This is a genomic window from Frankia sp. CcWB3 (assembly GCF_977927595.1).
Window position 1 is genome coordinate 1 of record NZ_CDWRCK010000026.1, and the last position, 25,164, is coordinate 25,164.

Here is a 25,164-nt window from a genome sequence, read left to right on the forward strand (position 1 = left end):
CCTTGTAGGTCGATCCCGAGGAGAACGAGTCCTCGTCGACGGGATAGATCTCCTTGGTGTGGACGAAGTCCGTGGACAGAGCGGCGGGCTGTCCGTCCGCCGCCGGGCCGTAGACCCGGTTGATCGCCAGGGCGAGCACCTGGCCGGTGTTCGGCTGCACCATCGCGACGCTCGCCGCCACCCGGTTCCCGATCGGGATGACCTCGGTCGCGGCCGACTGCGCCGCCTGTTGCGCCACCGGGTCCAGCGTCGTTCTGATCGTGAGGCCGCCCTCGAACAGCAGTCTGCGCGCGTCCTCCTCCGTCGGGGCGAAGGATCTGTCGTTCAGCAGCCGCTGGCGCACGAGGGCGCAGAAGAACGGCGCGACCGAGTCGGCGCAGGGATCGGCCGAGTGGGGCGGCCGGTTGAGCACCACCTCGCCGTCGTGCGCCTGGTGAAAGGCCGCCGCGTCGATGTGATGAAGTTCGAACATGCGGTCGAGGACCACGTTGCGCCGTTCCCGCGCCGCCTGCGGATGCATCACCGGGTTGAAGGCGGTCGGGTTTTTCACCAGGCCGGCCAGCAGCGCCGCCTGCGGCAGGGTGAGCTTGTCGACGTCGACGTTGAAGTAGTGCTGCGCGGCTACCTGGACGCCGTACGCGCCATCGCCGAAGTAGGCGATGTTGAGATAACGCTCGAGGATCTCGTCCTTACTCAGATGGGCTTCGAGGTACAGCGCATAACGCGCTTCCCGAAGCTTGCGCTGGACGGTCTGCTCGGTCGCGGCCTCCTTCGCCTCGGCCGTCGTCGCGGACATCAGAAGAACGTTCTTGACGTACTGCTGGGTCAGGGTCGAGCCGCCCTGGGTGACCTCGCCGTTCTCCCGGTTGGTGAGATACGCCCGGACGAGACTCTTGTAATCCAGCCCGTCGTGCTCGTAGAACCGGGAATCCTCGATGTCGATGATCGCCTGACGCATCACCGGCGGAACGCGGCCCAGGGACACGACCTCGCGGTCCTGCTCCCCGCGCAGCACGGCGAGGACGTTCCCCCGCGCGTCGAGGACGCGCGACGCCTGGGCCAGCGGGGGGACAGCCAGGTTGGCCGGCAGGTCGAGGAAGTCGTCCGTGCCGCCCTTGACGGTCAGTCCGGCCGCCCCCACCACCGGCAGGGCCAGCATGCCGACGAGCACGCCCGCCACCACGCTGATCACACCGGCGCCGAGCAGCCGCGTGGCCACGAACCCCAGCCGGCGGGCCGATGATGCGATGGGACGAGGCGCGGGCTGGTCGACGTCGCCGAAGCGGAGTTCGTCAGGCTCGTACCGGCGCCCCGGTACACGATCGCGGGCGGAATCCTCGAACCGCCCACGACCGGGCGTGGGGTGCCCAGGGGGCGCGGTCATCCAGGGACCTCCGTCCAGCCAGGCTGGGCCACCCGTCGGAGCATACGGGCCAACATTCGATCAACAAGCGCCACCCCCGCCGCCCCGATTTCCACGAACACCGCAAGGCGGCGGCCCATCGCAGCCGATAATGCCGTGAGCTGGGACGTCGCAGTTCCAGCCCCGGCCGGCGACCCTGCCGGTCCCGGGCGCGCCCCGGAGGACCGTGACAACCTCCGCACCGGCTGCCCCGCCGTCCACGCTCCACACCTCTACTTTTAGGCGTCATCGTGATTTCTGTCCCACAATGGGGCAATCTCGTCAAAACGGAAACGAAGCGATGAAGAACCCGCACCACCTCCGAGCCGATACCTCATTGTCACGCAACAGACATGCGGAAGTCACAGACAGCACTACCATGGCGATCCGGATCAATGGCCCGGACTAGTCATTTGGACAACCACCCGTGTGGGGTCTGTGCCGTGGCCACGCCACTCCGTACGGTTTCGGGGCAACGCCACGTCACCACCCGCACGGGCCCCTGACCCGGACTCGAGAAGAAAGGCAGGTGGCATGACCAGAAGCCTGACCCCCACCGTCAGCACGCCACGCCGTGCCAACACGACCCATCTCGTGGGTTCCACCGTCGACGGCGACTGGACGGCCCACGCCGCCTGTCGCGACCTCGACCCGGATGAGCTGTTCGTCCAGGGCGCCGCCCAGAACCGGGTGAAGACCCGGTGCTTCGGCTGCGCCGTCCGCACCGAGTGCCTCGCGGACGCTCTCGACAACCACGTCGAGTTCGGCGTCTGGGGGGGCATGACCGAACGGGAGCGTCGCGCGCTGCTACGTCGCCGCCCGGACGTCACGTCCTGGCGGAAGCTGCTCACGGACGCCCAGGCCGATCACAGATCGGCCTCCGCCGGCTGATTCAGCGGTGGTCCGACCAGTCCCCCAAGGCCGATCGGATCCTTCGCCGGCTATTCCCGCCCGAGGACAACGTCGTCCCGGTCCGGGATCACACACATCCGCTGTCAACCGCGTTCTCTCGCCCGGATGAACCGGGGCTCGCCGATCAGGATGATCAAGCTGATCAAGCGGTCCGATCCAGCCGTTCGTCACGCGCGAGCGCATCGCCGATCTCCCGCAGTCCGACGAGATCGTGCACGTCTTCCGACAACGCCTCCACCTCCACCATCGGGGTGTCGGGATGGGCGCTGGTGAACCGCTCCCGCAGCCGCGCCTCCCGGCTCGCTAGCCGGACCCGATCGGCGTGGATGCGCAGCACCGCGGCGGCAAGCGGATGCTCCCCGTGCTCCTCGAGGTTCTCGGCGGCGGCGAGGCTGCGCTCGACGTTGAGCGCCTCGGCATCGCTGTGGTGCATCCGGTTCACGACCAGTCCGGCGAGGGGCATCCCCTCCGCGTCGAGCCGATCGACGAAGTAGGACGCCTCCCGTAGCGCCGCGGCCTCGGGCGCGGCGACCACGATGAACGAGGTGCCGGGATCGCCGAGCAGGCGGTAGGTCTCCTCCGCCCTCGCCCGGAAGCCACCGAACATCGTCTCCAGTGCCGCCACGAACTGGCTGACGTCGGTCAGCAGTTGGGCGCCGAGCACCTTGGTGAGGACTCGAGTGAACATGCCGAGGCCGGCGCCGAGCACCTTCACGTACGCCCGCCCGCCGGCCTTCGCCGGCGCGAGCAACAGTCGTAGCAGCCTTCCGTCGAGGAAGGCCCCGAGCCTCGTCGGAGCATCGAGGAAGTCCAGTGCCGACCGGGTCGGGGGCGTGTCGACCACGATCAGATCCCACGTGCCGGTGGCGTCGAGCTGGCCGAGCTTCTCCATCGCCATGTATTCCTGGGTGCCGGCGAAGGAGGACGACAGCGACTGGTAGAAGGGGTTGGCAAGGAGGGCCTCGGCCCGCTCGGGGGTGCTGTGCGCCAGGACGATCTCGTCGAACGTCCGCTTCATGTCCAGCATCATCGCGTCGAGGCGACCACCGGCGGCACCGGCCACCTCGCGTGGGGTGTTGTCGAGCGCGGTCAGGCCTAGGGCCTGGGCGAGTCGCCGCGCCGGGTCGATCGTCAGGACGACGACGTTGCGCCCGCGCTCGGCCGCCCGCAGCGCGAGCGCCGCGGCCATGGTCGTCTTGCCGACCCCACCCGAGCCACAGCAGACCACGATTCGTTCCGTGTCGAGCATCGCGTCGACGTCGAGCAGTGGCACGCCGGCCGGATGCGGACGCGTCCGGCGCGTTCCCGGCCCGCCGCGACGCGCCGCCGACTGCCGGACGCTCCCCGCTGCCGGCCTTCGCCGCCCCGCGGACGGCCCGGCGGACGGCGCCCCGGGTTCCCGCCGTGGTGCACCGGGCGTCGGGCACGCGGAGCTCATGCCACCATCTGCTGCGCCCGCAGCATCTCCGCGAACCGGTAGACAGTGCCGAGGTCGACGCCGTCCGCGACCAGCGGCACCTCATACACGGGGCGGCCGAGCCCGGCGATCTCCGCACGCTCAGCCGCCTCCAGCGCGACGCGATCGGCGTGCTGGGCCGCCTCCCAGGCCAGCGCCTCGACCAGCTCAGGGGTGGGCTCCATCCCAGCCTCCTTGATCCCGGCGGCAATCTCCTCCCGGTCCAGCTCCCCGCGCCGGGCTAGGCGGGACTCCTTCGCGCGCAGCAGGGGCGGGCGGGTCATGTTGACCACCACACCGCCGAGCGGCAGACCAGCACGGGTCAGCTCGGCCACGCCGTCCACCGTCTCCTGCACCGGCATCTCCTCGAGGAGGGTGACCAGATGCACGGCGGCCCGATCGGGCGCCAGCACGGCCATCACGCTGTCGGCCTGGGCCCGGATCGGCCCGACCTTGGCCAGCCCCGCCACCTCCGCGGTGACGTTGAGAAACCGGGTGATCCGACCAGTGGGCGGCGCGTCGAGCACCACCGCGTCGTAGGCCAGCCCTCCCGGCCGGGTGGCGTCGGGCCGGTTGACCGCCTCCTTGACCTTGCCGGTGAGCAGCACGTCGCGAACCCCGGGAGCGACGGTCGTGGCGAAATCCACCGCGCCGATCCTGCCCAGGGCCATCCCGGCCCGCCGCAGGTTGTAGAACATCTCTAGATACTCCAGCAGGGCCTCGTCCGCGTCGATCGCCAACGCGAACACCTCCCCGCCGCCGGGAGCGCTGGCCACCTTGCGCTCCCGGTAGGGCAACGGAGGGGTGTCGAACAGCTGCGCGATCTGCTGCCGGCTCTCGACCTCGGTGAGCAGGACTCGACGACCATCGGTCGCAAGCGCCACGGCCAGCGCGCCGGCCACGGTCGTCTTGCCGGTACCGCCCTTGCCGGTAACGATGTGCAACCGCCGGTCCCATGGACCGGCCACCTCGCTACTCACTTCCTTGGTCACGGTGTTCTCACTGTCGATCACAGCGTTCTCGCTGTCGGTCACGGTGTTCTCGCCGTTCACAGGCTTGACCGTACCCGCGTGCACGGTCCCCACCACGGTGGTGAGCCGGGAGAAAACCCGCGGCGCACCGCGGGGCGAGCCAAGGTAGGGGATGTGGGGAGAGGTGACCGGGACGATGTGGCGGCGAAGGCTCGGGCCCGGTGACACGGGTGTCCGGAACCGTCGGCGCGATGCTCTAAGGTCCGGTGTCATGCAGACGAAGTGGGAGTACGTGACGGCGCCGGTGCTGATCCACGCCACCAAGCAGATTCTCGACAACTGGGGTGAGGACGGCTGGGAGCTGGTCCAGATCGTTCCCGGTCCCAACCCCGAGAGCCTCGTCGCCTACTTCAAGCGTCCCAAGAGCCAGTCCTGACATGGCCGCACCGAGCGAACGCCTGGCGGCGCTGGGCCTGACGCTGCCGCCGGTCCCGACCCCGGCCGGCGCCTACCTTCCCGCGGTCCGGGCGGGCGGCCTGATCTGGACGGCCGGTCAGCTCCCGCTGGTGGACGGCCGGCTGGCCCACACCGGCCTGGTGGGCGCGGGCGCCGAGGTGACCGTCGAGCAGGCCGCGGAGCTCGCCCGGACGGCCGCGCTCAACGCGCTGGCGGCAGCGGCGTCGGTGGCCGACGGACTCGACGGGATCACCCGGATCATCAAGGTGGTTGGATTCGTCGCGAGCGCCCCCGGCTTCACCGGCCAGCCAACGGTCGTCAACGGGGCGAGTGAACTGCTCGCGGCGGTCTTCGGCGAGGCCGGTCAGCATGCCCGCTCGGCCGTCGGTGTCTCGGCGCTGCCGCTGGGCGCACCGGTCGAGATCGAACTGGTGCTCGGGGGGGTAGTAGGCGGTCCCGCCGGTGCCGGCCTCGGGATCGCGGCGGCGCGCCGCGGCCGCCGGGACAAACAAACCCCGCCTCGGCACCAACGGCTCTAGCATCTGGGCAATGGTTGACCACAAGGCTGCCCTGATCGCTCGGCTGCGCTGGTCCCCGGCCGACGGAGGCCGCCGCGACGAGGTGACGGCGCGCCATCCGCCCGCGCCACCCGCGGCGGTGCGCGATGCCTCGACGGTCGTGCTGCTGCGCGACGCGCCGGGTAACCAGGGGATCGAGGCATACCTGCTGCGCCGGGCAGCGACCATGGCGTTCGCCGGTGGGATGTACGCATTCCCAGGTGGACGAGTAGATCCGGCCGATATGGGGCCGGACGTGCCCTGGGCGGGTCCATCGGTCGCCGAGGTCATGCACGCGCTCGACGCTGATCCCGCACTCGCCCGCGCGCTCGTCTGTGCCGCCGTGCGGGAGACCTTCGAGGAATGCGGGATCCTGCTGGCCGGCGCGGTGGCGGGCGAGGACGGCCGGCTCGGCGGCGGCCCGGAGGCGCTCAGCGATCAGCTGCGGGCCGCCGAGCGCCTCGCACTGGAACGGCACGAGCTCGGCCTGAGCGCCCTGCTCCGCAAATACTCCCTCGTGCTGCGGGCCGATCTCCTCGCCCCCTGGGCCAGATGGGTGACTCCCGAGACCGAGCCGCAACGGTACGACACCAGGTTCTTCGTCGCGGCGCTTCCCACGGGCCAGCATCCCGGCCAGCCCTCCAGCGAGGCGGACCGGATGCAGTGGATACGCCCCGCGGACGCCCTCGAACGCCATACAGCCGGGACGATGGACATGCTGCCACCCACCGCGTTCACCCTCGCCGAACTGTCCGAATACGACGACGTCGCGGCGGTGCTGGCCGCCGCCCACGCCCGCGACCTGTCGCCGATCATGCCGAGGATTCTGGTCAGCGGCGGCGAAGCGCGCCTCCTGCTGCCGCATGACGAGGCATACGACGACCCGGGAAACCACGACGATCTGCGGGACGCGGGCCCCGCCGACCGGGCGCAGCAGTAGCCATGGCCGCGCCTCGACAGATCACTCCCCTGGCCGCCGTGCTTCTCGCTCCGAATCCGGGCCCGATGACGCTCGACGGCACCAACACCTGGATCCTGCGCGCCGCCGGCGAGGAGAGGTGTGTGGTCGTGGACCCCGGCCCGGACCACGCCGGACATCTGGCGGCGGTCGCGGCGGCCGGCCGCGTCGACCTGATTCTGCTGACCCACGGCCATGTCGACCACAGTGCCGGCGCGGCCACGTTGCACGATCTCACCGGCGCCCCGGTCCGGGCGCTCGACCCCGTCTTCCGGCTGGGATCGGAGGGGCTCACCGCCGGCGATGTGATCGCCACGGCCGGCATCGAGCTCCGGGTCCTCCCCACTCCGGGGCACACCGCCGACTCGTTGTCGTTCTTTCTACTCGGGGAAGACAAACCACTCGGGGAAGACGGGCCGCCCGGCGGAGACGAGCACCCCGCGGATTACCGGGACCGGCCGGAGCCGGGCCCGGCCTCCGGTGGCCTCCTGCCCGGTCCGGCGGTGCTGACCGGAGACACGATTCTCGGGCGTGGCAGTACCGTGGTCGCCCACCCGGACGGCCGTCTCGGCGACTACCTGGACAGCCTGCGGCTGCTGCGGGAACTCGGCGAGACCACCGTGCTGCCCGGCCACGGCCCCGAACTGCCCGCGGCCGGCCACGCGGCCGAGCGATATCTGGCTCACCGCCACAGCCGACTCGACCAGGTGCGGCGTGCTCTGGTGGACGCCGGGGTCGACGCCGCGGAGGCGGATGCGGCCGACGTGGTCCGCCGGGTCTACGCGGACGTCGACCGCGCCCTGTGGTTCGCGGCGGAACTGTCGGTCCGCGCCCAGCTGACCTACCTGCGGGAGCACCCCGACGGCGCCTGATCAGCCCAGCCGGCCAGCCGGCCAGCCGGAAGGCCGATGGCGAGCGGCACGTCCGTGGCAGCGGTAGCCGGACGGCCGCCTCACACCACCGAGAGATATCGGGACACCACCGAGAGATATCGGATCGATACCACGCGGTGGTATCGCACCACGCAGCGGTATCGCAGCAGCATCGACGCGGCTGCGGTCGGTCATCCGACAGGACGGGATTCGGGGAAGGAGACCCAGGCCACTAAACTCTGGCACGGAGGGAACCGCCCGTGCGCAGGATGACGATTTCGACCAGCCGGAAACCGGGCGACCGGTCCGGCCCCCCACCCACCGGCCACCCGGACGGGAGGCCCCACCCATGGTGATCACAGCTCCGCACACGGGCCCGCTGCGGTGCCCCCGGTGCAGCTCCGCGGCCGTTCCGGGCGGACGATTCTGCTACCACTGCGGCTTGGAGTTCACCTCGGTCGAGAGTCCCGCGGTAGATGCTTCCGAGCGCCGGGTCGTCACCGTTCTGTTCGGTGATCTGTCCGACTTCACCGCCTGGGCGGAGGATCGCGATCCGGAACGCGTCGGGGAGATGACCGATCGGGTCCTCGCCGCCCTCGCCCACGAGATCGACGAGGTCGGCGGCCGCGTCGACAACCTTACCGGCGACGGCATCATGGCCGTCTTCGGGGCCCCCACCGCCCATGAGGATGACCCTGAACGTGCCGTTCGGGCCGCCGCCGCGATGCAGGAGACCGTTCGTCGGCTGGTGCTCACCTCCACGGGGGGTGACGATGACGGCCGGCTCGGCCTGCGGGTGGGCGTCAACACCGGCGAGGTCCTCGCGGGGGTGCAGGCCGCACTCTCCTACACCGTGATCGGCGATACCGTGAACACCGCAGCCCGGTTGTCGGCCGCGGCCACGATCGGCACCGTCTACACCGGCCGGGAGACCGCGCTCGCCACCCGGTCCGTGGCCACCTGGCGAGAGCTGCCCGACCTGGTCCTCAAGGGCAAGCGGGAGCCCGTCCCAGCCTATGAGCTGGTGAGCCTGCGCCCGTCGAACGTCGCCCGCCCCGGACTCGCCGACGACGCCATGTTCCTCGGCCGGGACGCCGAGCTCGCCTCGCTGACCGATCTGTTCGACCTGGTCGTCACCAACCGGTCACCCGAGGTGGCGCTGATCACCGGGGAGGCCGGGATCGGCAAGACCCGGTTGGCCGTCGAACTCGCCTGTCGGGCGGAGCGGACCCCCGGCACGACGGTGCTCTGGGGACGGACGGTCCGGCACGGTGACGGCCACGGGCTGGCGCCCCTGGTCGACGTCGTTCGCAACGCGTGCGGGGTGACCGACGGCGACTCCCTCGACCGGGTGGCCGACCGCGTCCGGCGAACTGTGGCGGGGCTGGCGCATCCGCACAGCGGTGCCCGGCTGCCACCCGGCATCGCCGACCGACTGCTGCTGCTGCTCGGCGTTCCGCTCGACCGGCGGTCCGCCGTCGCCACCGCGGCGGCTCCGGGGGATCCGGCGGCCCGGGCCTCGCACATCGCGGAGGCCGAACAGCGGTCCGTCGACGCGACGGTGGACGCGGTCGCCCTGCTCCTCGGCGCGCTCGCGTCCTCCGGGCCCATCCTGGTCATGATCGACGATCTGGAATGGGCGACCAGCCAGCTCAGCGACGCGATGAGCCGGCTGGCCTCGGCGTTGTCCGGACCGGTTCTGCTTGTGCTGCTGGACCGGACGGGTCCACGGCTCGCCGAGCTGCCCCACATCCATCGCATCGCCCTGCAGCCGCTGAGCCTCGAGGCCTCCAGCCGCCTGTTGCAGGATCATCTCGGCGGGGTGCAGCTGGAGCCCCGCGGCCGGGCCGATCTGCTCTCCCGGGTGCATGGCAACCCCTTCTTCCTGGTGGAGCTGCTCAACCTGCTGATCGACCGCGGAATGCTGCACCAGTCGGCCGAGACAACCAATGGGGAGTGGCCGGGTTGGGTCCTCGAGGGCTCCCTGACGGAGGCGACTCTTCCCGCCGGGGTGCAGTCGGTGCTGGCCGCCCGCATCGACGATCTCGACCCGGTGGCCAAGGCGGTGCTGCGCGCGGCGGCGGTGCTCGGCCCGCGGTTTCCAGCCGAGGCGCTGCCGGTGGTCGACGAACGGCCCGCCGAGGAGGTCACCCGCGCGCTGCGGGTACTGACCGAGCGCCAGCTCGCCCGGCCGCCCCGGGCGACGGAGACGAGGTGGCGGTTCGTCCATCCCATGGCCCGCGACGCCGCCTACGCCGGGCTGCCCAAGGTCGAGCGGGCCCGCCGGCACGCCACGGCGGCGCGCTGGGGGGTGACGGCGATGGTCGGCAGCTCGCGGGCCGTCTCCACCTTTGTCGCGAACCACGCCCTGCGGGCCTATGACCTGGCCGCATCGATGAACCTTCCCGCCACCGATCCGGCCTGGTCGTCCCGGATGTCCGGGTTCCACGCACATGTCCGGCTGGCGCGCGAGGCGCTGGCCCGAGACGATCATCGGGCCGCCGCCGACCTGCTGGCCAACGCGCGCCGTCTGGGCCGCGGCATCATCGACCCGGATGAGGACAATGCCGCCCGCGTGCTGCACGCTGAGGCCCTGGTCGCGCTGCGCCAACTCGACGAGGCCGAACGCACGCTACGCCCCACGCTACGGGCCAACGCACCCGCCCGACGGGCCGCCGCCTTCTCCGTGCTCGGCGAGCTGCGCCAGAAGCAGGGACGCGCCGAAGAGGCGGCGCAGTGCCTGCTCACCGCCCTGGAATCGGCGCAACAGGCCGGTGACGACCACGCGGAGGCCGCCGCGTTGCGCCGGCTGGGCATGCTCGAATACAACGCTGGCCGCATCGACGCGGCGGAGGAGCGATACCGCGAGGCCCTCGCGATCGCCCGCCAGGTCGACGACCCCCGCGGGGTCGGTTGGGCGTTACAGCACCTGGCCTGGAGCGCCACCACCCGGGGGGACTACCCCCGCGCCGAGCGGACGCTGCGCGAGGCGTCCGCGGTGTTCGACCGGCTCGAGGACACCGGCGGCCTCGGCTGGTGCCGGGGCACGGAGGCGCTGGTGCTGCTGCTGTCCGGGCAGCTCACCCGGGCCCGCGAACTCACCCGCGAACTGATCGAGCTGGCCAGTTCCGTGGGCGAGCAGTGGGGGATGGCCGTCTGCCTCACCATCGACGCGATAGCGGCCGCCGAGCTGGGCGACATCGCCACCGCCGAGGCCCACGCGGAGCGGGCCGCTGAGCTGTTCGCCAGCATCGGCGACGCGTGGGGAACGATGCTGACCCTGGTCGCCCGTGGGCTGGCGGCCCGTGGCACCGGCGAACCGGCCCGCGGGGCAGAGTACCTGGAACAGGCGTGTGCCGAGGCGGCCGCCCGCGGGCACATCGTCGTCGGCGCGCTGGCCCGGGTGCTGCTCGGGCTGACCTGGCTCGACGCCGGCGAAGTGGACAAGGCCGGGCAGGCCGCCGAGATCGCGCAGGCGGACCTCGCGCAGCTGGAGTTGCGCCCGCATGCCCAGCTCGGGGCGAAGGTACTGGTCGCGCAGATCGCCCGGGCTCGCGGGCGGCTCGATGAGGCGACCGAGCTGTTGCGGGAGGCATTGTCGGCAAGCGAACCGGCAACCCTGATGTTCCCCCGCCGGCAGGCATACGCCCATCTCGCCGGCATCCTGTTGGATGCCGGGCAGCCCGCCCAGGCTCTCATCGTGGCCCGGCGCGCGGTCAACGTGGGTGCCGAGGACGTACGCGCCCAGGTGCTCGGTTACCGCGCGCTCGGCACCGCGTTGGTGGCCAACGGCGATCTGGAAGGCGGTCGTGCCGCCTATCTGCGGGCCCTGGCGGCCGCGACCGCCACGGGGGCTGTCAGCGAGGCGCCGCAGACCCGCCGGCTGCTGGGGAACCTGCCGGTCAGCGGGGCCGCCGACGCCGCCGGCGGCGCGACCACCACCCCCGCGGGCGTGGCCGGGACGACCGGATAACCCGCTGGAGCGGTCACCTCCCGTGGCCAGGCCTTGCGCGCGTCGACCGGCGCTCGAGGCCCCGGCGGGACCCCGAGCTTTTCGCCGGTCGCCGGTCGCCGGCCTCAGCGTGCGCGGCGGGACAGGCGTTCGCGATCGAGCAGCACGACCGCGCGGGAGTCCAGGCGCAGCCAGCCCCGGGTGGCGAAGTCGGCGAGCGCCTTGTTCACCGTCTCCCGGGATGCGCCCACCAGTTGGGCCAGTTCCTCCTGCGTGAGTCCGTGCTCGACACGGACACCGGCGGCCTCATTGCCGGGCTGTGCCGGCTCTCCGAAGCGTTCCGCCAAGTCGAGGAGGGCTTTCGCCACTCGCCCCGGCACATCCGTGAACACCATGTCAGCAACGTTGTCATTGGTACGCCGCAACCGGCGGGCCAGCACTCGTAGGAGCATCGCGCCCGCCTCCGGGCGTGATCGCAGCCAGGGACGCAACGCGGTATGTTCCAGCGACAGCAGCGATGCATCCGTGACTGCCGTAGCGGTAGCCGTGCGGGGGCCGGGGTCGAACAACGACAGCTCTCCGAACAGGTCTCCGGGACCCATCACGGACAGCAGGTTCTCCCGGCCGTCGGCCGACTGACGTCCTATCTTCACCTTTCCGGACAGGACGACGAAGACCCGGTCCCCGACATCTCCTTCACGGAACAGCACGTCCCCACGGGTGACCTCCTGCCGATCAAGATGGTCAGAGAGGGCCATTCGGTCCTGCTCGGACAGCCCTACGAACAGTGGTACGCGGGCAAGCAGATCCTCCACGGTCCTGAGCATGCCAGGACTATCGGCAGAGAGCACGGCCAGGGACCCCCAGATGGCTCCGACAGGCCGATCGACAGGACCCGACAGGCCCGATCGACAGGACCCGACAGGCCCGATCGGCCCGGCCTAGCCCCGCGCGGTCAGGCGGCTCGATGCTTGCCCGGCGGCGGTCGGCGCAGACGCCGCCGGTATCGCTCCAACGCGGCGGGGAGGCCCTGATTGACGAAGGTGCTGACCTCGTCCGGCCGGGCGTTGTCGAGGAAGCCCTCGAGGCCCTTACCGGTGTCGGCGGCATTCAACGGACGTTCCACCCGTTCCATCGCCAGCAGAAGGCCGAGAAGCAGCAGGGGAAAGGTGACCGCGGCAATGACAAACATGACCTCTCCATGGTGGCCGACCGGCGACCATCGCATGCGACCGGGGGTGGGTGTGTCGCGCATCGGCCACCTGGCCGGAGCCCGTTCGGACCACCCGGCAGCGGTGCCGGACGGGCGGATCGACCGGCAGATACGCTGCCAGACATGCCCGCAACCGTCGACGCCGCGGCGGAGACCCCGCTCGCGAAGACCCGGCGGGCTCGCCGGATAGTGCGTCTGCTGGGCAATATCCATCCCGACGCCCACATCGCGTTACACTTCGACAACGCTCTCGAACTGCTGGTCGCCACCGTCTTGTCGGCCCAGTGCACGGACAAGAAGGTCAACGAGGTCACTCCTGGAGTGTTCGCCCGTTATCGGACCGCAGCCGACTATGCGGGCGCGGACCGCGCCGAACTCGAGGACATGCTGCGACAGACCGGGTTCTTCCGCGCCAAGGCGAACTCGCTGATCGGCATCGGCGCGGCCCTGACCGAACGCTTCGACGGTGAGGTTCCACGGTCGCTGGCGGCCCTGATGACCTTGCCGGGCGTCGGTCGCAAGACGGCGAACGTCGTGCTGGGGCATGCGTTCGACCTGCCCGGAATCACCGTCGACACTCACGTCGGGCGGCTGTCCCGCCGCTTTGGGCTGACCACTCAGACCGACCCCGTCAAGGTCGAGTCGGACCTGGCGGCGCTCATCGAACAGCGGGACTGGACCATCGCCTCCGATCGCATGATCTTTCATGGGCGACGGATCTGTCACTCGCGCCGCCCGGCCTGCGGCGCCTGCGGGCTGGCCCGGCTGTGCCCGTCCTTCGGGCTCGGCCCCACTGAGCCTGCCGAGGCGGCCCGGCTGGTCCGGGGAACACGCAACGACGTCGAAACCCTGCGATGAACGAGATGCCAGCCAACGCCGACGGCGCCTTCGACGCCGACGGGGCCACCATCCCCCCGCCCCCGGCCTGGCTGCGCACTCTGGCGGAGAAGGCCGGGCAGGCCCTCGTGACCAGCCGGACCCATCCGGGTCATGCGGGCGCGGATGCTCGACCGGCCGCCGTACTCATCCTGTTCGGCGATGATGGCCCGGAGGGGCCGGACATCCTCCTGCTCGAACGGGCGGCCGAGCTGCGCAGCCATGCCAACCAGCCCGCGTTCCCCGGTGGCGCCACCGACGCGACGGACGAGTCGCGGGTGCACACGGCGCTGCGCGAAGCCGAGGAAGAGGTAGGGCTCGATCCCGCGGGGGTCGAGGTGCTCACCGTCGCCTCCCCGCTCTACCTGCACGCCAGTCGTTATCTCGTGACCCCGGTGATCGGCTGGTGGCGTATTCCGTGCGCGGTCGTGCCCGTCGATCCCGCCGAGACCTCGTCGGTCGCCCGGGTGCCACTCGCGGAGCTGGCCGACCCGGCCAACCGGGTCATGCTGCGCCACCGCACCGGCCTCGCCGGACCCGCCTTTCGGGTCCGCAGCATGCTGGTGCGGGGCTTCACCGCGGGCATCCTCGATGTTCTTCTCCGTCTCGGCGGGTGGGAACAGCCGTGGGACGACACCGAGCTCATCGACTACCCAGTCGCGCGGGCCACGACCAGCGGGACCCCGGTCATGCCCGCGCAGACGTCCCGCCCGCCGGCACCGTCCCCTGCACCGCTACAGTCCGGTCCACTGGACAAGTCCCCGCCACTGGACAAGTCCAGCCCGCCGACGGCACCGGCATCGCCCTGCGACGAGAGGCACAGCTGATGACCAGCACCGCGGACCGTGACCATGCGGGACCGCGACCGTCCATCCACTCCCCCCGGCAGGGGCGGTCACGACGGCCGGGTGGTATCCAGCGCCCGCCCGCTCGGGTGGCCTGGATGGACCGGGCGGGCTGGACCGGACGGACACCCCGGCTGGGCCGGCTCACGGTAGCCCTCGGGCTGGCGCTCGGTCTGTTCCTGGGCGCCGCGGGCTGCGGCGGCTCGGGCAAGGACGGCGCGTCGACGGGGCCCTCCCTCACTCCCACCGAGGGAGCGGGCGGCCTGCAGATCTTCGCCGTCACGGGCCTGCCGAACCTGCACTTCTCCGCGATGGAACTGGTGGCCAGGCCGGGGCGGATCCGCGTCGACTTCTCGGTCACGCCGCAGTCCCCGCCGCACAACTTCGTCATTCCGCGGATTCCCGAGGCACACACGCGCATCGTCTCCGCGGGAGAGCCACAGAGCATCACCTTCTCCGTGACGGAACCGGGTAGCTACCCGGTGGTCTGCACTCTGCATCCCAACATGACAGCCACACTGAAGATCTCCTGAGCCGAACCGACGCCCGTCGTGCTCAACGTCCTGGACATCGTTCTTCTCCTGCTCGCCGTGCTCTTCGCGATCTCCGGGTACCGGCAGGGCTTCCTGGTGGGCGCGCTGTCGTTCGTCGGCTTCCTCGGCGGCGGTGTGCTCGGTGCCAAGGTCGCGAAGCCCTTCGCCGAACTGATCGGTCAGGAGAGCCACGGCGCCATGGTCGGTCTCCTGACCGTGCTCGGTCTCGCCCTGGTCGGGCAGATCGCGGGCACCGCGGTCGGGGTCGCCATCCGGAACCGGGTGACCTGGCGCCCCGGCAGGGCCGTCGATGCCGCCGCGGGTGCGGTGCTCTCCGGCTTATCGGTGGTTCTTGTCGCCTGGCTGCTGGCGACGGCCGTCGATCGGTCGCCCTTCGAGTCCCTCGCTCGCTCTGTCCGGGAATCGCGGATCCTCGCCACCGTGGACGCCGGGATGCCCAACGAGGTCCGCAGTGCATTCGCCGACCTGCGCCAACTGGCTGACAACAACGGCTTCCCCGAGGTCTTCGCCGGGCTCGGCGGCGGGCGCATCGTCGCCGCCGATCCGCCCGATCCCGCTTCCACCCAGACTGCCGGGGTCCGCAACGCGGCGGCGAGCATCGTGAAGATCCGTGGCGTCGCCAGGTCCTGCGACAAACGGGTCGAGGGATCCGGGTTCGTCATCGCCCCGCAACGCGTCATGACCAACGCGCACGTCGTAGCCGGGGTGCACCGTCCGATGATCGTGCTGGCCTCGCGCACCCTGCCGGCCGAGGTCGTCCTGTTCGACCCCGACCGGGACGTCGCCGTGCTCCGCGTGCCGGACCTGCAACGGCCGCCGCTGCGGTTCCGGATAAACCCACCGGCCGCGGCCGAAGATGCCGCAGTGATTGCCGGCTATCCCCAGGACGGGCCCTACACCACTGTGGCGGCGCGCGTCCGCAACCATCAGACCGCCCAGGCCCCGGACATCTACTCGCACGGCCTCGTCCTGCGCGACATCTACGCGGTCCGCGGACGGGTGCTGCCGGGAAACTCCGGTGGACCCCTGTTGTCCGAAAGCGGGGACGTCCTGGGTGTCGTGTTCGCCGCGGCCGTCAACGACAGCGATACCGGTTACGTCCTGAGCGCCGCCGAAGTGGCCAGGCCTGCCGCCGCCGGGGTGATCGCCACGGCGGAGGTGAGCACGCAGGGGTGCAACTGACCGCCGGTACTCCCGCACCGACGGCCGGGCGACGCTCAGGGACGAAGCCAGCCGACCAGTTCGGCGTTGACGAGGTCGGGGGCCTCCTCATGCGGGAAGTGCCCGATCTCACCGAGCAGGCGCCAGGTGTAGGGACCGCTGACGTAGCGCCCGGCGCCCTGGGCGGTGGACGGCAGGAAACAACGGTCCATTTCCCCGTGTATCTGCAGGGTCTCCATCCGCAGCGACCGACGGAGGACACTACCGAAACGCGCCCCATCGGGCCGGAACAACGACCGGAAGATCCACCGGTGGTACTCCAGGGAGCTGTGCGCCACCCCGGGAATGCGCATTGCCGATCGATATCGCCGCTCGGCCTCGGCATCCGGATACCCCGGTCCTCCCCAGCCGCGTAGCAGCGTTGCGACGTGGGCGGCGTCCTCGGCCACCAGGACCCGTTCGGGCCGCCATGGCAGCTGAAAACCGAGCATGTACCGGCTGGCGGCACCCTGACCACGGGGATCCGCCGCGATCTGGTGCCGCAGCCGCAGCGGATGAGGCATGGCCAGGATCGCGAGCCGACGCACCACCATCGGGTGACGAACCGCGGTGGTCCAGCCAAGCAGCCCACCCCAGTCGTGGCCCACGACCGCGGCGTCCGGTTCCCCCAATGCCCTGACCAGACCGGCCACGTCATCGGAGAGAGTGAAGGCGTCATAGCCCCGAGGCGGCTTGTCACTCGCTCCATAGCCGCGCAGGTCCGGCGCGACGACGCGGTAGCCCGCCGCCGCCAGCGCGGTGAGTTGGTGACGCCAGGCCCACCAGAACTGCGGGAAGCCGTGCAGCAGCAGGACGAGCGGGCCACTCCCCAACTCCGCCACGTGCAGCCGGGTACCGTTGGCAGACACGTCACGGTGCCGCCACGGCCCGTCGACCAGGACGGTGGCGGGCTCGAGAACGGTGTCCTCCATCGCCTGCCAGGATGGCAGACCAGCCATCGGCCCCGGACCGGCGGTGCTCGTGACGGGCCGGTCGTGGGGTCCGCAGTCGGCCCTCGAACGTCCGCCGCCGGCTCCGTCGCCAGACCCTCTGCCGACCGCCGGCAGGCTTGGGTACCGGCGGACACCGCGCACCCAGCGCGAGGGTGTCAGTGCCCGCGCTGGCCCGGGTGGGCGGCCGCATCCGCCGACCCGACCGCGTCTCCCGGTCCGACCGGGCCCGCCGACCCGACTGGGGCGGTCGTGGGATTACGTAGCCAGGTGATGTCGTCGCGCACGGTCTGGATGGTCCGCTCGGGCGGGGAGAGCTTGCGGAACCGCGCCATCGCGAACAGGGCCAGCAGCCCCGCAACGACGAGGTAGAGACCGGCCGTCAGCAGATAGGACCAGAAACGCTCGATGCCGGCCCAGGTGAACAGCTCCCCCAGAAAGATCGTGGCGGCGATCAGAGCGCAGAACCCGAGGCCGGCCGCCACCGCCAGAAAACCGATTCCGAGCACAGCTGACACCGCCTGCTGGGCGAGCTCGGCCTTGGCCAGGTTGATCTCCTGACGAATCAGCAACGAGACATCGCGAGTGGCCAGGGCCACCAGCTCACCCAGCGTCGGCTCACGGCCGTCCCGAGCCTTCCCGGCTGCGATCGACACTTCTGGTCCTCCCTCTGGCGGCGACCCGCCCGTGCTGGACGGCGGGACAGTTCGCGCTACCACCCTGATCCGACCTGCGCCCTGATCCGACAGGGTCCGAACCGGCGGTGGACCGGGAAGCCCCACCGGAGGCCATCCGCCCTGGGCCCCTCCGGCCCATACCGTCAACACCCTCCCGGCCGACCGTCCCCCGTCGTGACGCGGTCCGCCGCCCCGGTCCCTCTACGCAGTCTCCCCCGCGCGGAGCCGCCCGGAGGCCCAACGACGCGGCTCAGACCTGTGACTCCTCCTACGGGTCTCACCGTCTTCCCGCTTGGCCCGCACGGCCCGGGCGGTCCGACCCCGCGTGGCCCAGCCCGCATGGCACGAACGGGTAGCGTGCGAGCTGTGAGTCTCCGCCCGTCTGGAACAGTCCTCGCCGCCGATCCACTCGCCCGTGTTGCCGCTCTGCCCGGAGTGCGCGAAGCGGCGGACAGCGCCCGATCCGCGGTGGACACGCTCCTGCGCCACCGCGTTCTGCGCCGCCAGAGCGCCGAGGTGACCGCGGAGGCATCGTTGCGGGCCGCCCGCGCCTGCGCCGCCCTCGAGGGATACGAGATCAGCCTGGACGAACTGCGGGCGCACCTGGCCCGATCCGGGCCCGAAGGTGTGCTCCCCGGTCTGGAGAAGACGGACGCGTCGGAGGCCGGAGCGGTCACCGACCGCGGTACGCGGAACGACGCCGCCATGGCCGGATCCGGCCATCCGTTCCCTGTCGTCCTCGGCACGGTTCGGCTCTACGCCGAGCTGGGCATCCTGGTTCCGGCCTGGGAGCAGGCACCGCGACAGGCCCTGGCCCGCATGCACGTGTTGCTGGGCCGGGGTTTCGTCCCGGACGACGAGCTCGGTCGTCCGCGGGCCGATGCCGGCACCCGGGAGATCCTCGACCCGTTGCGGTTGGGCCCGCCTCCCCACTCGGTGGAGACCTCGGTCCGGCTGGATGGCCTGACCGGACTCCTCGTCGCGCCCACGAGCGCGCCGGCGATCGTGGTGGCCGCCGTGGTGCACGGGGAACTGCTGGCCCTGCGACCGTTCGGCGCCCTCGACGGGGTCATCGCCCGGGCCGCCGCCCGCCTGGTCCTGATCGGCCGGGGCCTCGATCCCAAGGCGCTCACGGCGACCGACGTGGGGCATCTCAAGCTGGGACAGAACCCGGCGAGCATCCTGCGGGTGGACCGCACCGGGGACGTCATCGCCGGGGACGTCATCGCCGGGTACCGCGAGGCCGCCGCAGCCTATGTCGGTGGCGGCGCCGACGGCGTGGCCATCTGGGTACGGCACTGCGCGAAGGCCCTGGAACTCGCCGCACGGGAGTCCCTCGCCGTCTGCGAGGCGCTCGCCCGGACCTGATCCACACTTACGGCGCGATTGACGCACCTGACGGATCCGCTGCACGGATGGACCACAACGAACCTGCCCGTATGAACCACTCGGTACGGACCCCTGCGTGGGCCGCCGCCCCTCCTGCCACGTAGGCGGCAGCCACACGTTCCCGGCCTGCGGTCTCGGCAGGGTCTCGGCCGGTCGAAACCTCCATCAGAACATCTTCAGGCCCTGTGGAGGGCGGTCATCCACAGGGCCTGTCGCGGCGCATGGTGAGACCACGTCTTCCCCGACCCCGATGGGAACGAGGCCGCCATGTCCCCTGCGCCGCCCCTGCTGACCGCCGCGGAGAACCACGGTCCGGTCGTACGCCCGCTCATCGTCACCGCCATTCCGGACCTGCTTGACGATCTGTTGCGGCTTGCGGCGGCCGCCGGTGTATCGATGACGGTCGCCACCGAGATGAGCGCGGTGCGCCGCAACTGGACGTCGGCCCCCATGATCATCGTCGGAATGGACGAGGTCGAGCCGTGCATCGCGGCCGCGCTGCCCGATCGACGGCATGTCGTCCTGGTCGGAGGACACGTCGACGACGGCCGGGTGTGGGACGCCTCCGTGCGCATTGGCGCCGATCACGTGGTCTTCCTTCCCGAAGCCGAGCCCTGGCTCGTCGACCTCCTCAGCGATCTCGACGGGCTCGATCGGCATCATTCGGTGACGCTGGGCATCATCGGCTGCCGCGGCGGGACGGGAGCCTCCACCTTGGCCGTCTCGCTAGCCCTGGCCGGGCTGAGGCACGACCTGCGCACGATGCTGATCGACGCGGATCCGCACGGTGGTGGGCTCGCCCCCGCCTTCGCCCGCCTCGTGCCGTCCATGTCCGGTGCCTTCCCTGGCGGGGAGACCTCCAGCCTGGCGTCGCTGTTTCCCGCGCGCCACGACCAGCACGACCAGATGGACGGGAACGGCCCGGTCGGGCCGATCGCCTGGTCCGGCCTGCTGCCCCGCCGGGGTGACCTCTCCGTGGTGTCCTGGGATCCCGCTGTCAGCCCAGCCGTTCCCCCGGCGACGATGGCCACCCTGCTCGCGACCGCTCGTTGCACGTCCGACCTGGTGATCCTAGATCTCCCCGGCCGAGGGAATCCGGCGGCCACCGCAACCGACGCGGGCACCACCGTGGCCCTGCGGACCTGCCAGACGGTGCTGATCGTCACGCCCGCGGACCTGCCGTCGATCGTGGCGGCCGAACGTGTCTGCTCGGCTGCCATCCGCCAGGCTGCCGATGTGCGCGCCGTCGTCCGGCTGCACCCATCCGACCGCCTCACCCCGGAGGCGATCGCCACGATGCTCGGCGTGCCACTGGCCGGGGTGATCAGCAGCCGACGGCACCGTCCGGTTCCCACTCGCGACCGCTACGGCGGCTCAGCCAGCGGGAACACCATCGATCGCCTCAGCGAGGAACTGCTGACCCGCCTCGGCGTTCTCGGGCCACGGGTGTGGCCCGATCCGGAGGCCTGGTCATGACCGGGCTCGGCGAGCGACGCAGGTCCCCATTCCCCGCCACAGGTCACGCGGCCGCACCGGCTGCCCGAGCGGCCGCGAGGCCCGCGGTCTCCACACGATCTTCACCGCCGTTCGCAATCCCGCCGGAACCGCTCGAACCACCGGAACCACCGGAACCGACGACCGTACCCGCGAAGCCGCTCGGAGCGGGCCCGCTGGATCCCCTCCTCGCTGATCCACACGTCACCGATGTCCTGGTCAACGGGCCCGGCGAGGTCTGGGTGGAACGCCGGGGCCGGCTCATCCGTACCTCGGTCGCTTTCGCGGACGAGGAAGCGGTGCGGCGCCTGGCCGTTCGTCTCGCCGCGACGGCCGGGCGGCGTCTGGACGCCGCGATGCCCTTCGCCGACGTGCAACTGCGCGACGGAACCCGGTTGCACGCGGTTCTGGCACCGATTGCGGTGCAGGGTACGTGCCTGTCGCTGCGACGGACCCGGCGTCGCCCCTTCACCTTCGACGAACTCGTGCTCGCCGGAACAATGAGCCCGGCCGTGGCGGCCGTGCTGCACGCAGTCCTGAGCGCCCGACTTGCGATCGTGGTGACCGGGGGAACCGGCTCGGGCAAGAGCACGCTGCTTGCCGCGCTACTGGGAGCGGTGCGCCCCGACGAACGGATCGTGCTAGTGGAGGACACCGCCGAGCTCGTCATGGACCGTCCGGGGATGGTGCGGCTCGAGGCCCGCTCGCCGAACATCGAGGGCGCTGGCGAGGTGACCCAGCGCGATCTGGTCCGCCAGGCGCTGCGCATGCGCCCGGACCGGCTGGTGCTCGGCGAGGTCCGCGGCCCCGAGGTGCTCGATCTCCTCGTCGCCCTCAACACCGGTCACGAGGGCGGGTTGAGCACCGTGCACGCCAACGACACCAGTGCGCTGCCCACCCGTCTGGAGGCTCTCGCCGCCCTCGCCGGGCTGTCCCGCCCAGCGGTCCACAGCCAGATCGCGGCAGCGCTCCACACCGCCGTTCATCTTCGCCGGGAGGCCGACGGCCGCCGCCGGGTCTGCGCGATCGGGGTGTTCCGCCAGGCGGGCAGCGGACTGGTTCAGGTCGTGCCGGCCCTGGTCGTTCCTGCCTCACCTTCCCGGAACAGGCTAGCCATGCGCGCCTGCGACCCGACGCCGGCGGAGGGCCTGCCGATCCTGCGCGACCTGCTGGACGTGCGCGGTGTCTCGCTTCCAACCCTGGTCGACGCCGGGTCGCAGGTGCGGAGGCGAGCATGACCGTACTCGAGCGCGTGGGGACCGTCCCGGCAACCGTCGCAGTCACCCGGCCGAGGACCGGAACCGTGATCGGTTCGGGAATCGGCCTGGTCCTCGGTGCCGTCCTGCTCACGCTGGCCGCCGGACCGGTGGCGGCGGGCGTCGTGGCCGTGCTGCTCTGCTGTCTCGCCCGGGCGCGACGGCGGTCACGGGAGCGGCGTAGGCAGGTGGCGGTCCGCCAGTCCGCCGAAGACCTCCTCGCCGCGTTCGCGGCCGAGCTCGACGCCGGCGCACCCCAGCTCGAGGCCCTGCGCCGGGCGGCGGGCGGCATCGACGAACTCGTTGCGGCACCGACGGGACGATCGGCCTGGGTGCCCCTGGACCAGCTCGGTGCCGCGCTCGACCGGACGGAGGAGCCCGGTCCATTGTTGTGCCGCAGTGAGGCGTCATCACTGCGACAGCTCGGAGTCGCCTACCAGGTCTACGCGGCCGTCGGCGCAAGGCTGGCTCCCGTCGCGACGATGCTCGCGGCGGTCGCCCGCGCCGACGCGGTGCGGGCGGGCGAGCTGACCTCGGCACTGGCCGGGCCCCGGTCATCCGGACGGCTGGTGGCCTCGCTCCCGCTGGCCGGAATCGTCCTGGGGTCGCTCGCGGGAGCAGCGCCGATCGCGGTGTTGCTGGGCACGCCGGCGGGGATCGGATGCCTGCTCGCCGACCTGGTCGGAGTCCGCTGGCTTCGCCGCTTGGCGGACGGCGTGGAGCGACGGGGAGGGCCGGTAGCCGTGGATGCAACGGGCGTCGCGCCCCCGACCTCCGCCGCGGGGCACGACCGGTTCCTCGCCGACTTTCCCCTGGCGCTGGACCTGATCGCGGCGTGTCTGCGCAGCGGGGGGACCATCGTGTCGGCGGTGCGGGCCGTCGGCGCCGCCACCGGTGGTGTGTTGGGCGCGGAACTGTGCTCCGTAGGCGATGCACTCGCGGCGGGCGCCACGGTGGGCGCCGCCTGCGAGCGACTGGTGGCCGCGAGTCATGCTCCCCAGCTCACCGACCGGTTGCCCGGATGGGCTCGCCGCGGACGCGTGACCCCGCCATCCCGGCGGGCCAGGATGGTGCGGGCAGCGATCATGGCGCTCGATCGCGCGGAGACGTCCGGGGCGAAGCTCGCCGCCACTCTCACCCGACTGGCCGATCGTGCCAGGGACGAAGCCCACGCGGAGAGCATCGCCGCGGCTCGTCGGGCAGGTGTCCTGGCGGTCGCGCCCCTGGGCCTGTGCTTCCTTCCCGCTTTTCTCCTGCTCGGAGTGGTCCCCATGGTCCTCGGATCCGTCCCCGCGCTGTTGCCGGCCTGAAGTCCCGATCATCCAGCTGCCACCGCGGCGCCGAGCATCCAGGCCTGACCCATCGCTCGATCCCGATCCTCCCCTGTCCCGGAGGTAGTTCTCATGTTCCTGGCAGCCCGCTCCTCGTGCCGACGCCTGTCACGATGGCCGGTGTCCCGGCGGCTCCTCAGCGTGTGGCGCCCGGCCGTCCAGGCCCGCGACCACGGCATGTCCACCGCCGAGTACGCGGTCGGCACGCTTGCGGCCGTGGCGTTCGCCGGCGTCCTCTACGCGGTGGTGTCAAGCTCCGCGACTCGGTCGCTGGTCTCCTCGGTGGTGCAGCGCGCGCTGACCGTGGCGTTCTGAGCGCGGCCGTGATGCCTGTGCGCTCCTCCCAGCGGCCGCCGCGGCCGGTGACCCGTCGACGTGGGAGATCCGTCCGCGGGCCGGACCGCGGCCAGGCCACCGCCGAGCTCGCGATCGGCCTGCCCTCACTGTTCGTCGTCTTCTTCCTGGCCGCCTGGATGCTCGGTGCCGTCGCAGCCCAGGCCCGATGCGCCGACGCGGCACGCATCGGCGCCCGCTTGGCTGCCAGGGGAGAGCCGGATTCGGCCGTGCATACCGTGGTGATCCAGGCGGCACCCGTCGGCTCCACCGTGACGCTGCACCGTGGCGCGGGTCGGCTCGAGGTACAGGTGTCGGTGCACGTCGGTGGCATCGGCGTCAGCCGGCTGGTTCCCGGCATCGAGGTGGCGGCGCGGGCCGTCACCCCCGTCGAAGCGACGGCCGATCTTCCGTCCGATGCCCCCACCGGATGCCCGGCCCGGATGGCGTCGTGAGCGGGACGCGCCGGCTGAGGACGCTGCCGACCGTCACGCCGGGGGTAGCGCCGTCCGCCGCGGCCCCCGATGCAGGGTCCGCGACGGTATGGCTGCTGGCCGTCCTGTTCGCGCTGCTCTCGCTGGTGAGCGTCGCGTTCACCGTGACGGTGATCAGCACGGTCCGGCAGCGGGCCGCTGGAGCGGCGGATCTCGCCGCCCTCGCGGCCGCAGCGATGCCGCCCACCAACCAGCGGACGATGTGCGCGCGGGCCGACGAGGTCAGCGCAGCCAACGGGGCGCGGCTGGCGGCCTGCCGGGTCGACGGCAACGCCGTCGAAGTGACGGTCCTCGCGCGCCTACCGGCGGTACTCGGCCCGCTCCCGGAGCTGTCCGCCCGTGCCCGTGCCGGGCCGTGGGGAGGAGCGGAGGGTGTCTACTTCCCAGTCGGCGTGGACGACCCGGTTCCGGAACGGACGCCCTCGCGAGGTTGGGCGGCGCCACTCGCCGCATCACCGCCACTGTCACGGCGCCGCAGATCAGCGACGCGGGCGACGATCCGGTCGCCCCGGTGGGGATGGGTGATGATCTGGCCCGAGGACGCTGCAGTGGGAGCAGTCGCGGGCATCGGAGCGGTCGCGGAGGCCGGACGCGCCTGGGGCGGGGCCGTCCGGGTTCGTGCCCCGCCGGTGTCGGCTTCGACGGACCGGGGGGCGCTGGTGGCGGGCGCGGCTAGCGCGGAACGCACCAGCGCCTCCATCTCCCGGACGCGCTGGCGTTCCATCCGGTGGCGGCGGCGATCCCGCGCGAGGCCCTGCAGGAAGAGCTGCACGCCGGCCGCTACCAGCACTCCCGTTACCAGGCCGAGGACGAACAGGCCCCAGATGTCGAACGAGAGCATCTGCCCCATGATCAGGACATCGGTGTGGCCGCTGTTCTCCAACACGAGATCCGCGGTGAGAACTCCAGCCACCAGCAACAGCACGACACCGACGGTTACCACCGAGACCTCCAAAACCATGGACGTTGGCATAAACGACGGAGAAAAGCCGATCTGGTCGACATACCGGCTCTTC

Annotated in this window: 22 protein-coding genes and 3 pseudogenes; 17 read left to right on the forward strand and 8 right to left on the reverse strand. The window is 71.5% G+C overall.

Annotated features, from left to right (window positions below):
- Window positions 1-1,384, reverse strand: a 1,384-nt coding sequence (locus ACY5KJ_RS03815; RefSeq protein WP_462202807.1) for a transglycosylase domain-containing protein, incomplete at its 3' end; no start/stop codon positions are given.
- Window positions 1,385-1,936: 552 nt separating this feature from the next.
- Between ACY5KJ_RS03815 and ACY5KJ_RS03820 the strand changes: the two genes are divergently transcribed.
- Window positions 1,937-2,293, forward strand: a complete 357-nt coding sequence (locus tag ACY5KJ_RS03820) for a WhiB family transcriptional regulator (protein ID WP_462185921.1) — start codon at window positions 1,937-1,939, stop codon at window positions 2,291-2,293.
- A 163-nt stretch (window positions 2,294-2,456) separates the two neighbouring features.
- Here the strand turns inward: ACY5KJ_RS03820 and ACY5KJ_RS03825 are convergent, their stop codons facing one another.
- Both ACY5KJ_RS03825 and ACY5KJ_RS03830 read right to left on the reverse strand, forming a co-directional pair.
- Window positions 2,457-3,752: an ArsA family ATPase gene (locus ACY5KJ_RS03825; RefSeq protein ID WP_462185920.1), complete on the reverse strand. Its 1,296-nt coding sequence runs from the start codon at window positions 3,750-3,752 to the stop codon at window positions 2,457-2,459.
- Complete coding sequence (locus ACY5KJ_RS03830; protein ID WP_462202810.1) at window positions 3,749-4,780, reverse strand: ArsA-related P-loop ATPase; 1,032 nt, start codon at window positions 4,778-4,780, stop codon at window positions 3,749-3,751. Before ACY5KJ_RS03830 ends, ACY5KJ_RS03825 begins: the two co-directional genes overlap by 4 nt.
- Before the next feature lie 232 nt (window positions 4,781-5,012).
- On the opposite strand from ACY5KJ_RS03830, the gene ACY5KJ_RS03835 reads away from it, so the two are divergent.
- The 5 genes and pseudogenes from ACY5KJ_RS03835 (at window position 5,013) to ACY5KJ_RS03855 (ending at window position 11,557) form a co-directional block, all read left to right on the forward strand.
- The gene (locus tag ACY5KJ_RS03835; RefSeq protein WP_462185919.1) at window positions 5,013-5,177 is read left to right on the forward strand and encodes a DUF4177 domain-containing protein; all 165 of its coding nucleotides are present in this window, start codon (window positions 5,013-5,015) and stop codon (window positions 5,175-5,177) included.
- 1 nt (window position 5,178) lies between these two features.
- Window positions 5,179-5,631, forward strand: a pseudogene (locus ACY5KJ_RS03840) (RidA family protein); the annotation flags it as partial.
- Between the two features lie 115 nt (window positions 5,632-5,746).
- Window positions 5,747-6,694, forward strand: coding sequence for an NUDIX hydrolase (locus tag ACY5KJ_RS03845; RefSeq protein ID WP_462185918.1), 948 nt, complete (start codon window positions 5,747-5,749; stop codon window positions 6,692-6,694).
- 2 nt (window positions 6,695-6,696) lie between these two features.
- The gene (locus ACY5KJ_RS03850) at window positions 6,697-7,584 is read left to right on the forward strand and encodes an MBL fold metallo-hydrolase (protein WP_462185917.1); all 888 of its coding nucleotides are present in this window, start codon (window positions 6,697-6,699) and stop codon (window positions 7,582-7,584) included.
- Between the two features lie 349 nt (window positions 7,585-7,933).
- Window positions 7,934-11,557 carry a tetratricopeptide repeat protein gene (locus tag ACY5KJ_RS03855; protein ID WP_462202808.1) on the forward strand — a complete coding sequence of 1,208 codons (3,624 nt, stop codon included), beginning with the start codon at window positions 7,934-7,936 and terminating at the stop codon, window positions 11,555-11,557.
- A gap of 104 nt (window positions 11,558-11,661) precedes the next feature.
- Here ACY5KJ_RS03855 and ACY5KJ_RS03860 read toward each other — a convergent pair whose 3' ends face one another.
- Window positions 11,662-12,351 (reverse strand): Crp/Fnr family transcriptional regulator, encoded by a 690-nt coding sequence (locus tag ACY5KJ_RS03860; protein WP_462202811.1) that lies wholly within the window; start codon window positions 12,349-12,351, stop codon window positions 11,662-11,664.
- A 140-nt stretch (window positions 12,352-12,491) separates the two neighbouring features.
- Entirely contained in the window at window positions 12,492-12,728 is a 237-nt protein-coding gene (locus ACY5KJ_RS03865) for a hypothetical protein (protein WP_023840719.1), read from the reverse strand.
- A gap of 144 nt (window positions 12,729-12,872) precedes the next feature.
- Here ACY5KJ_RS03865 and nth point away from each other — a divergent pair, with 144 nt between their 5' ends.
- The 4 genes from nth to ACY5KJ_RS03885 are packed head-to-tail and all read left to right on the forward strand — an operon-like array spanning window position 12,873 to window position 16,206.
- A complete protein-coding gene (nth, locus tag ACY5KJ_RS03870) occupies window positions 12,873-13,607 on the forward strand; it encodes an endonuclease III (RefSeq protein ID WP_462185913.1) in 735 nt (244 codons plus the stop codon).
- Window positions 13,604-14,452 (forward strand): NUDIX hydrolase, encoded by an 849-nt coding sequence (locus tag ACY5KJ_RS03875; RefSeq protein ID WP_462185912.1) that lies wholly within the window; start codon window positions 13,604-13,606, stop codon window positions 14,450-14,452. Before nth ends, ACY5KJ_RS03875 begins: the two co-directional genes overlap by 4 nt.
- Window positions 14,452-15,003: a hypothetical protein gene (locus ACY5KJ_RS03880; protein WP_462202809.1), complete on the forward strand. Its 552-nt coding sequence runs from the start codon at window positions 14,452-14,454 to the stop codon at window positions 15,001-15,003. The genes ACY5KJ_RS03875 and ACY5KJ_RS03880 overlap by 1 nt, the downstream gene beginning before the upstream one ends.
- Window positions 15,004-15,021: 18 nt before the next feature.
- Complete coding sequence (locus ACY5KJ_RS03885) at window positions 15,022-16,206, forward strand: MarP family serine protease (RefSeq protein ID WP_462185910.1); 1,185 nt, start codon at window positions 15,022-15,024, stop codon at window positions 16,204-16,206.
- 35 nt (window positions 16,207-16,241) lie between these two features.
- On the opposite strand, the gene ACY5KJ_RS03890 is transcribed toward ACY5KJ_RS03885, so the two are convergent.
- Together ACY5KJ_RS03890 and ACY5KJ_RS03895 are read right to left on the reverse strand one after the other, a co-directional pair.
- A complete protein-coding gene (locus tag ACY5KJ_RS03890) occupies window positions 16,242-17,156 on the reverse strand; it encodes an alpha/beta fold hydrolase (RefSeq protein ID WP_462202812.1) in 915 nt (304 codons plus the stop codon).
- Window positions 17,157-17,332: 176 nt separating this feature from the next.
- Window positions 17,333-17,830: a phage holin family protein gene (locus ACY5KJ_RS03895; RefSeq protein ID WP_462185908.1), complete on the reverse strand. Its 498-nt coding sequence runs from the start codon at window positions 17,828-17,830 to the stop codon at window positions 17,333-17,335.
- A gap of 360 nt (window positions 17,831-18,190) precedes the next feature.
- On the opposite strand from ACY5KJ_RS03895, the gene ACY5KJ_RS03900 reads away from it, so the two are divergent.
- From ACY5KJ_RS03900 to ACY5KJ_RS03930, 7 genes and pseudogenes are all read left to right on the forward strand, one after another.
- On the forward strand, window positions 18,191-19,219 hold the full coding sequence (locus ACY5KJ_RS03900; protein ID WP_462185907.1) for a hypothetical protein: 1,029 nt from the start codon (window positions 18,191-18,193) through the stop codon (window positions 19,217-19,219).
- Window positions 19,220-19,507: 288 nt separating this feature from the next.
- Window positions 19,508-20,716, forward strand: a complete 1,209-nt coding sequence (gene ssd, locus ACY5KJ_RS03905; RefSeq protein WP_462185906.1) for a septum site-determining protein Ssd — start codon at window positions 19,508-19,510, stop codon at window positions 20,714-20,716.
- On the forward strand, window positions 20,713-21,972 hold the full coding sequence (locus ACY5KJ_RS03910; protein ID WP_462185905.1) for a TadA family conjugal transfer-associated ATPase: 1,260 nt from the start codon (window positions 20,713-20,715) through the stop codon (window positions 21,970-21,972). The genes ssd and ACY5KJ_RS03910 overlap by 4 nt, the downstream gene beginning before the upstream one ends.
- Entirely contained in the window at window positions 21,969-23,300 is a 1,332-nt protein-coding gene (locus ACY5KJ_RS03915) for a type II secretion system F family protein (RefSeq protein WP_462185904.1), read from the forward strand. The genes ACY5KJ_RS03910 and ACY5KJ_RS03915 overlap by 4 nt, the downstream gene beginning before the upstream one ends.
- A gap of 93 nt (window positions 23,301-23,393) precedes the next feature.
- Window positions 23,394-23,636, forward strand: a complete 243-nt coding sequence (locus ACY5KJ_RS03920) for a DUF4244 domain-containing protein (RefSeq protein ID WP_023840725.1) — start codon at window positions 23,394-23,396, stop codon at window positions 23,634-23,636.
- 11 nt (window positions 23,637-23,647) lie between these two features.
- Window positions 23,648-24,109, forward strand: coding sequence for a TadE family type IV pilus minor pilin (locus tag ACY5KJ_RS03925; protein WP_462202813.1), 462 nt, complete (start codon window positions 23,648-23,650; stop codon window positions 24,107-24,109).
- A pseudogene (locus ACY5KJ_RS03930) lies at window positions 24,085-24,492 on the forward strand (Rv3654c family TadE-like protein); the annotation flags it as partial. The gene ACY5KJ_RS03925 and the pseudogene ACY5KJ_RS03930, both read left to right, overlap by 25 nt.
- A gap of 32 nt (window positions 24,493-24,524) precedes the next feature.
- Here ACY5KJ_RS03930 and ACY5KJ_RS03935 read toward each other — a convergent pair.
- Window positions 24,525-25,164, reverse strand: a pseudogene (locus ACY5KJ_RS03935) (hypothetical protein); the annotation flags it as partial.

Excerpts from the sequence above, each read along its gene's own strand:
- ACY5KJ_RS03915 (WP_462185904.1), top strand. The coding sequence starts at position 21,969 with ATGACCGTACTCGAGCGCGTGGGGACCGTCCCGGCAACCGTCGCAGTC.
- ACY5KJ_RS03850 (WP_462185917.1), top strand. The coding sequence starts at position 6,697 with ATGGCCGCGCCTCGACAGATCACTCCCCTGGCCGCCGTGCTTCTCGCT.
- ACY5KJ_RS03875 (WP_462185912.1), top strand. The coding sequence starts at position 13,604 with ATGAACGAGATGCCAGCCAACGCCGACGGCGCCTTCGACGCCGACGGG.
- ACY5KJ_RS03880 (WP_462202809.1), top strand. The coding sequence starts at position 14,452 with ATGACCAGCACCGCGGACCGTGACCATGCGGGACCGCGACCGTCCATC.
- ACY5KJ_RS03845 (WP_462185918.1), top strand. The coding sequence starts at position 5,747 with ATGGTTGACCACAAGGCTGCCCTGATCGCTCGGCTGCGCTGGTCCCCG.
- ACY5KJ_RS03920 (WP_023840725.1), top strand. The coding sequence starts at position 23,394 with ATGTTCCTGGCAGCCCGCTCCTCGTGCCGACGCCTGTCACGATGGCCG.
- ACY5KJ_RS03825 (WP_462185920.1), bottom strand. The coding sequence starts at position 3,752 with ATGAGCTCCGCGTGCCCGACGCCCGGTGCACCACGGCGGGAACCCGGG.
- ACY5KJ_RS03900 (WP_462185907.1), top strand. The coding sequence starts at position 18,191 with ATGGCACGAACGGGTAGCGTGCGAGCTGTGAGTCTCCGCCCGTCTGGA.
- ACY5KJ_RS03910 (WP_462185905.1), top strand. The coding sequence starts at position 20,713 with ATGACCGGGCTCGGCGAGCGACGCAGGTCCCCATTCCCCGCCACAGGT.
- ssd (WP_462185906.1), top strand. The coding sequence starts at position 19,508 with ATGTCCCCTGCGCCGCCCCTGCTGACCGCCGCGGAGAACCACGGTCCG.
- ACY5KJ_RS03835 (WP_462185919.1), top strand. The coding sequence starts at position 5,013 with ATGCAGACGAAGTGGGAGTACGTGACGGCGCCGGTGCTGATCCACGCC.
- nth (WP_462185913.1), top strand. The coding sequence starts at position 12,873 with ATGCCCGCAACCGTCGACGCCGCGGCGGAGACCCCGCTCGCGAAGACC.
- ACY5KJ_RS03865 (WP_023840719.1), bottom strand. The coding sequence starts at position 12,728 with ATGTTTGTCATTGCCGCGGTCACCTTTCCCCTGCTGCTTCTCGGCCTT.
- ACY5KJ_RS03925 (WP_462202813.1), top strand. The coding sequence starts at position 23,648 with ATGCCTGTGCGCTCCTCCCAGCGGCCGCCGCGGCCGGTGACCCGTCGA.
- ACY5KJ_RS03855 (WP_462202808.1), top strand. The coding sequence starts at position 7,934 with ATGGTGATCACAGCTCCGCACACGGGCCCGCTGCGGTGCCCCCGGTGC.
- ACY5KJ_RS03820 (WP_462185921.1), top strand. The coding sequence starts at position 1,937 with ATGACCAGAAGCCTGACCCCCACCGTCAGCACGCCACGCCGTGCCAAC.
- ACY5KJ_RS03890 (WP_462202812.1), bottom strand. The coding sequence starts at position 17,156 with ATGGAGGACACCGTTCTCGAGCCCGCCACCGTCCTGGTCGACGGGCCG.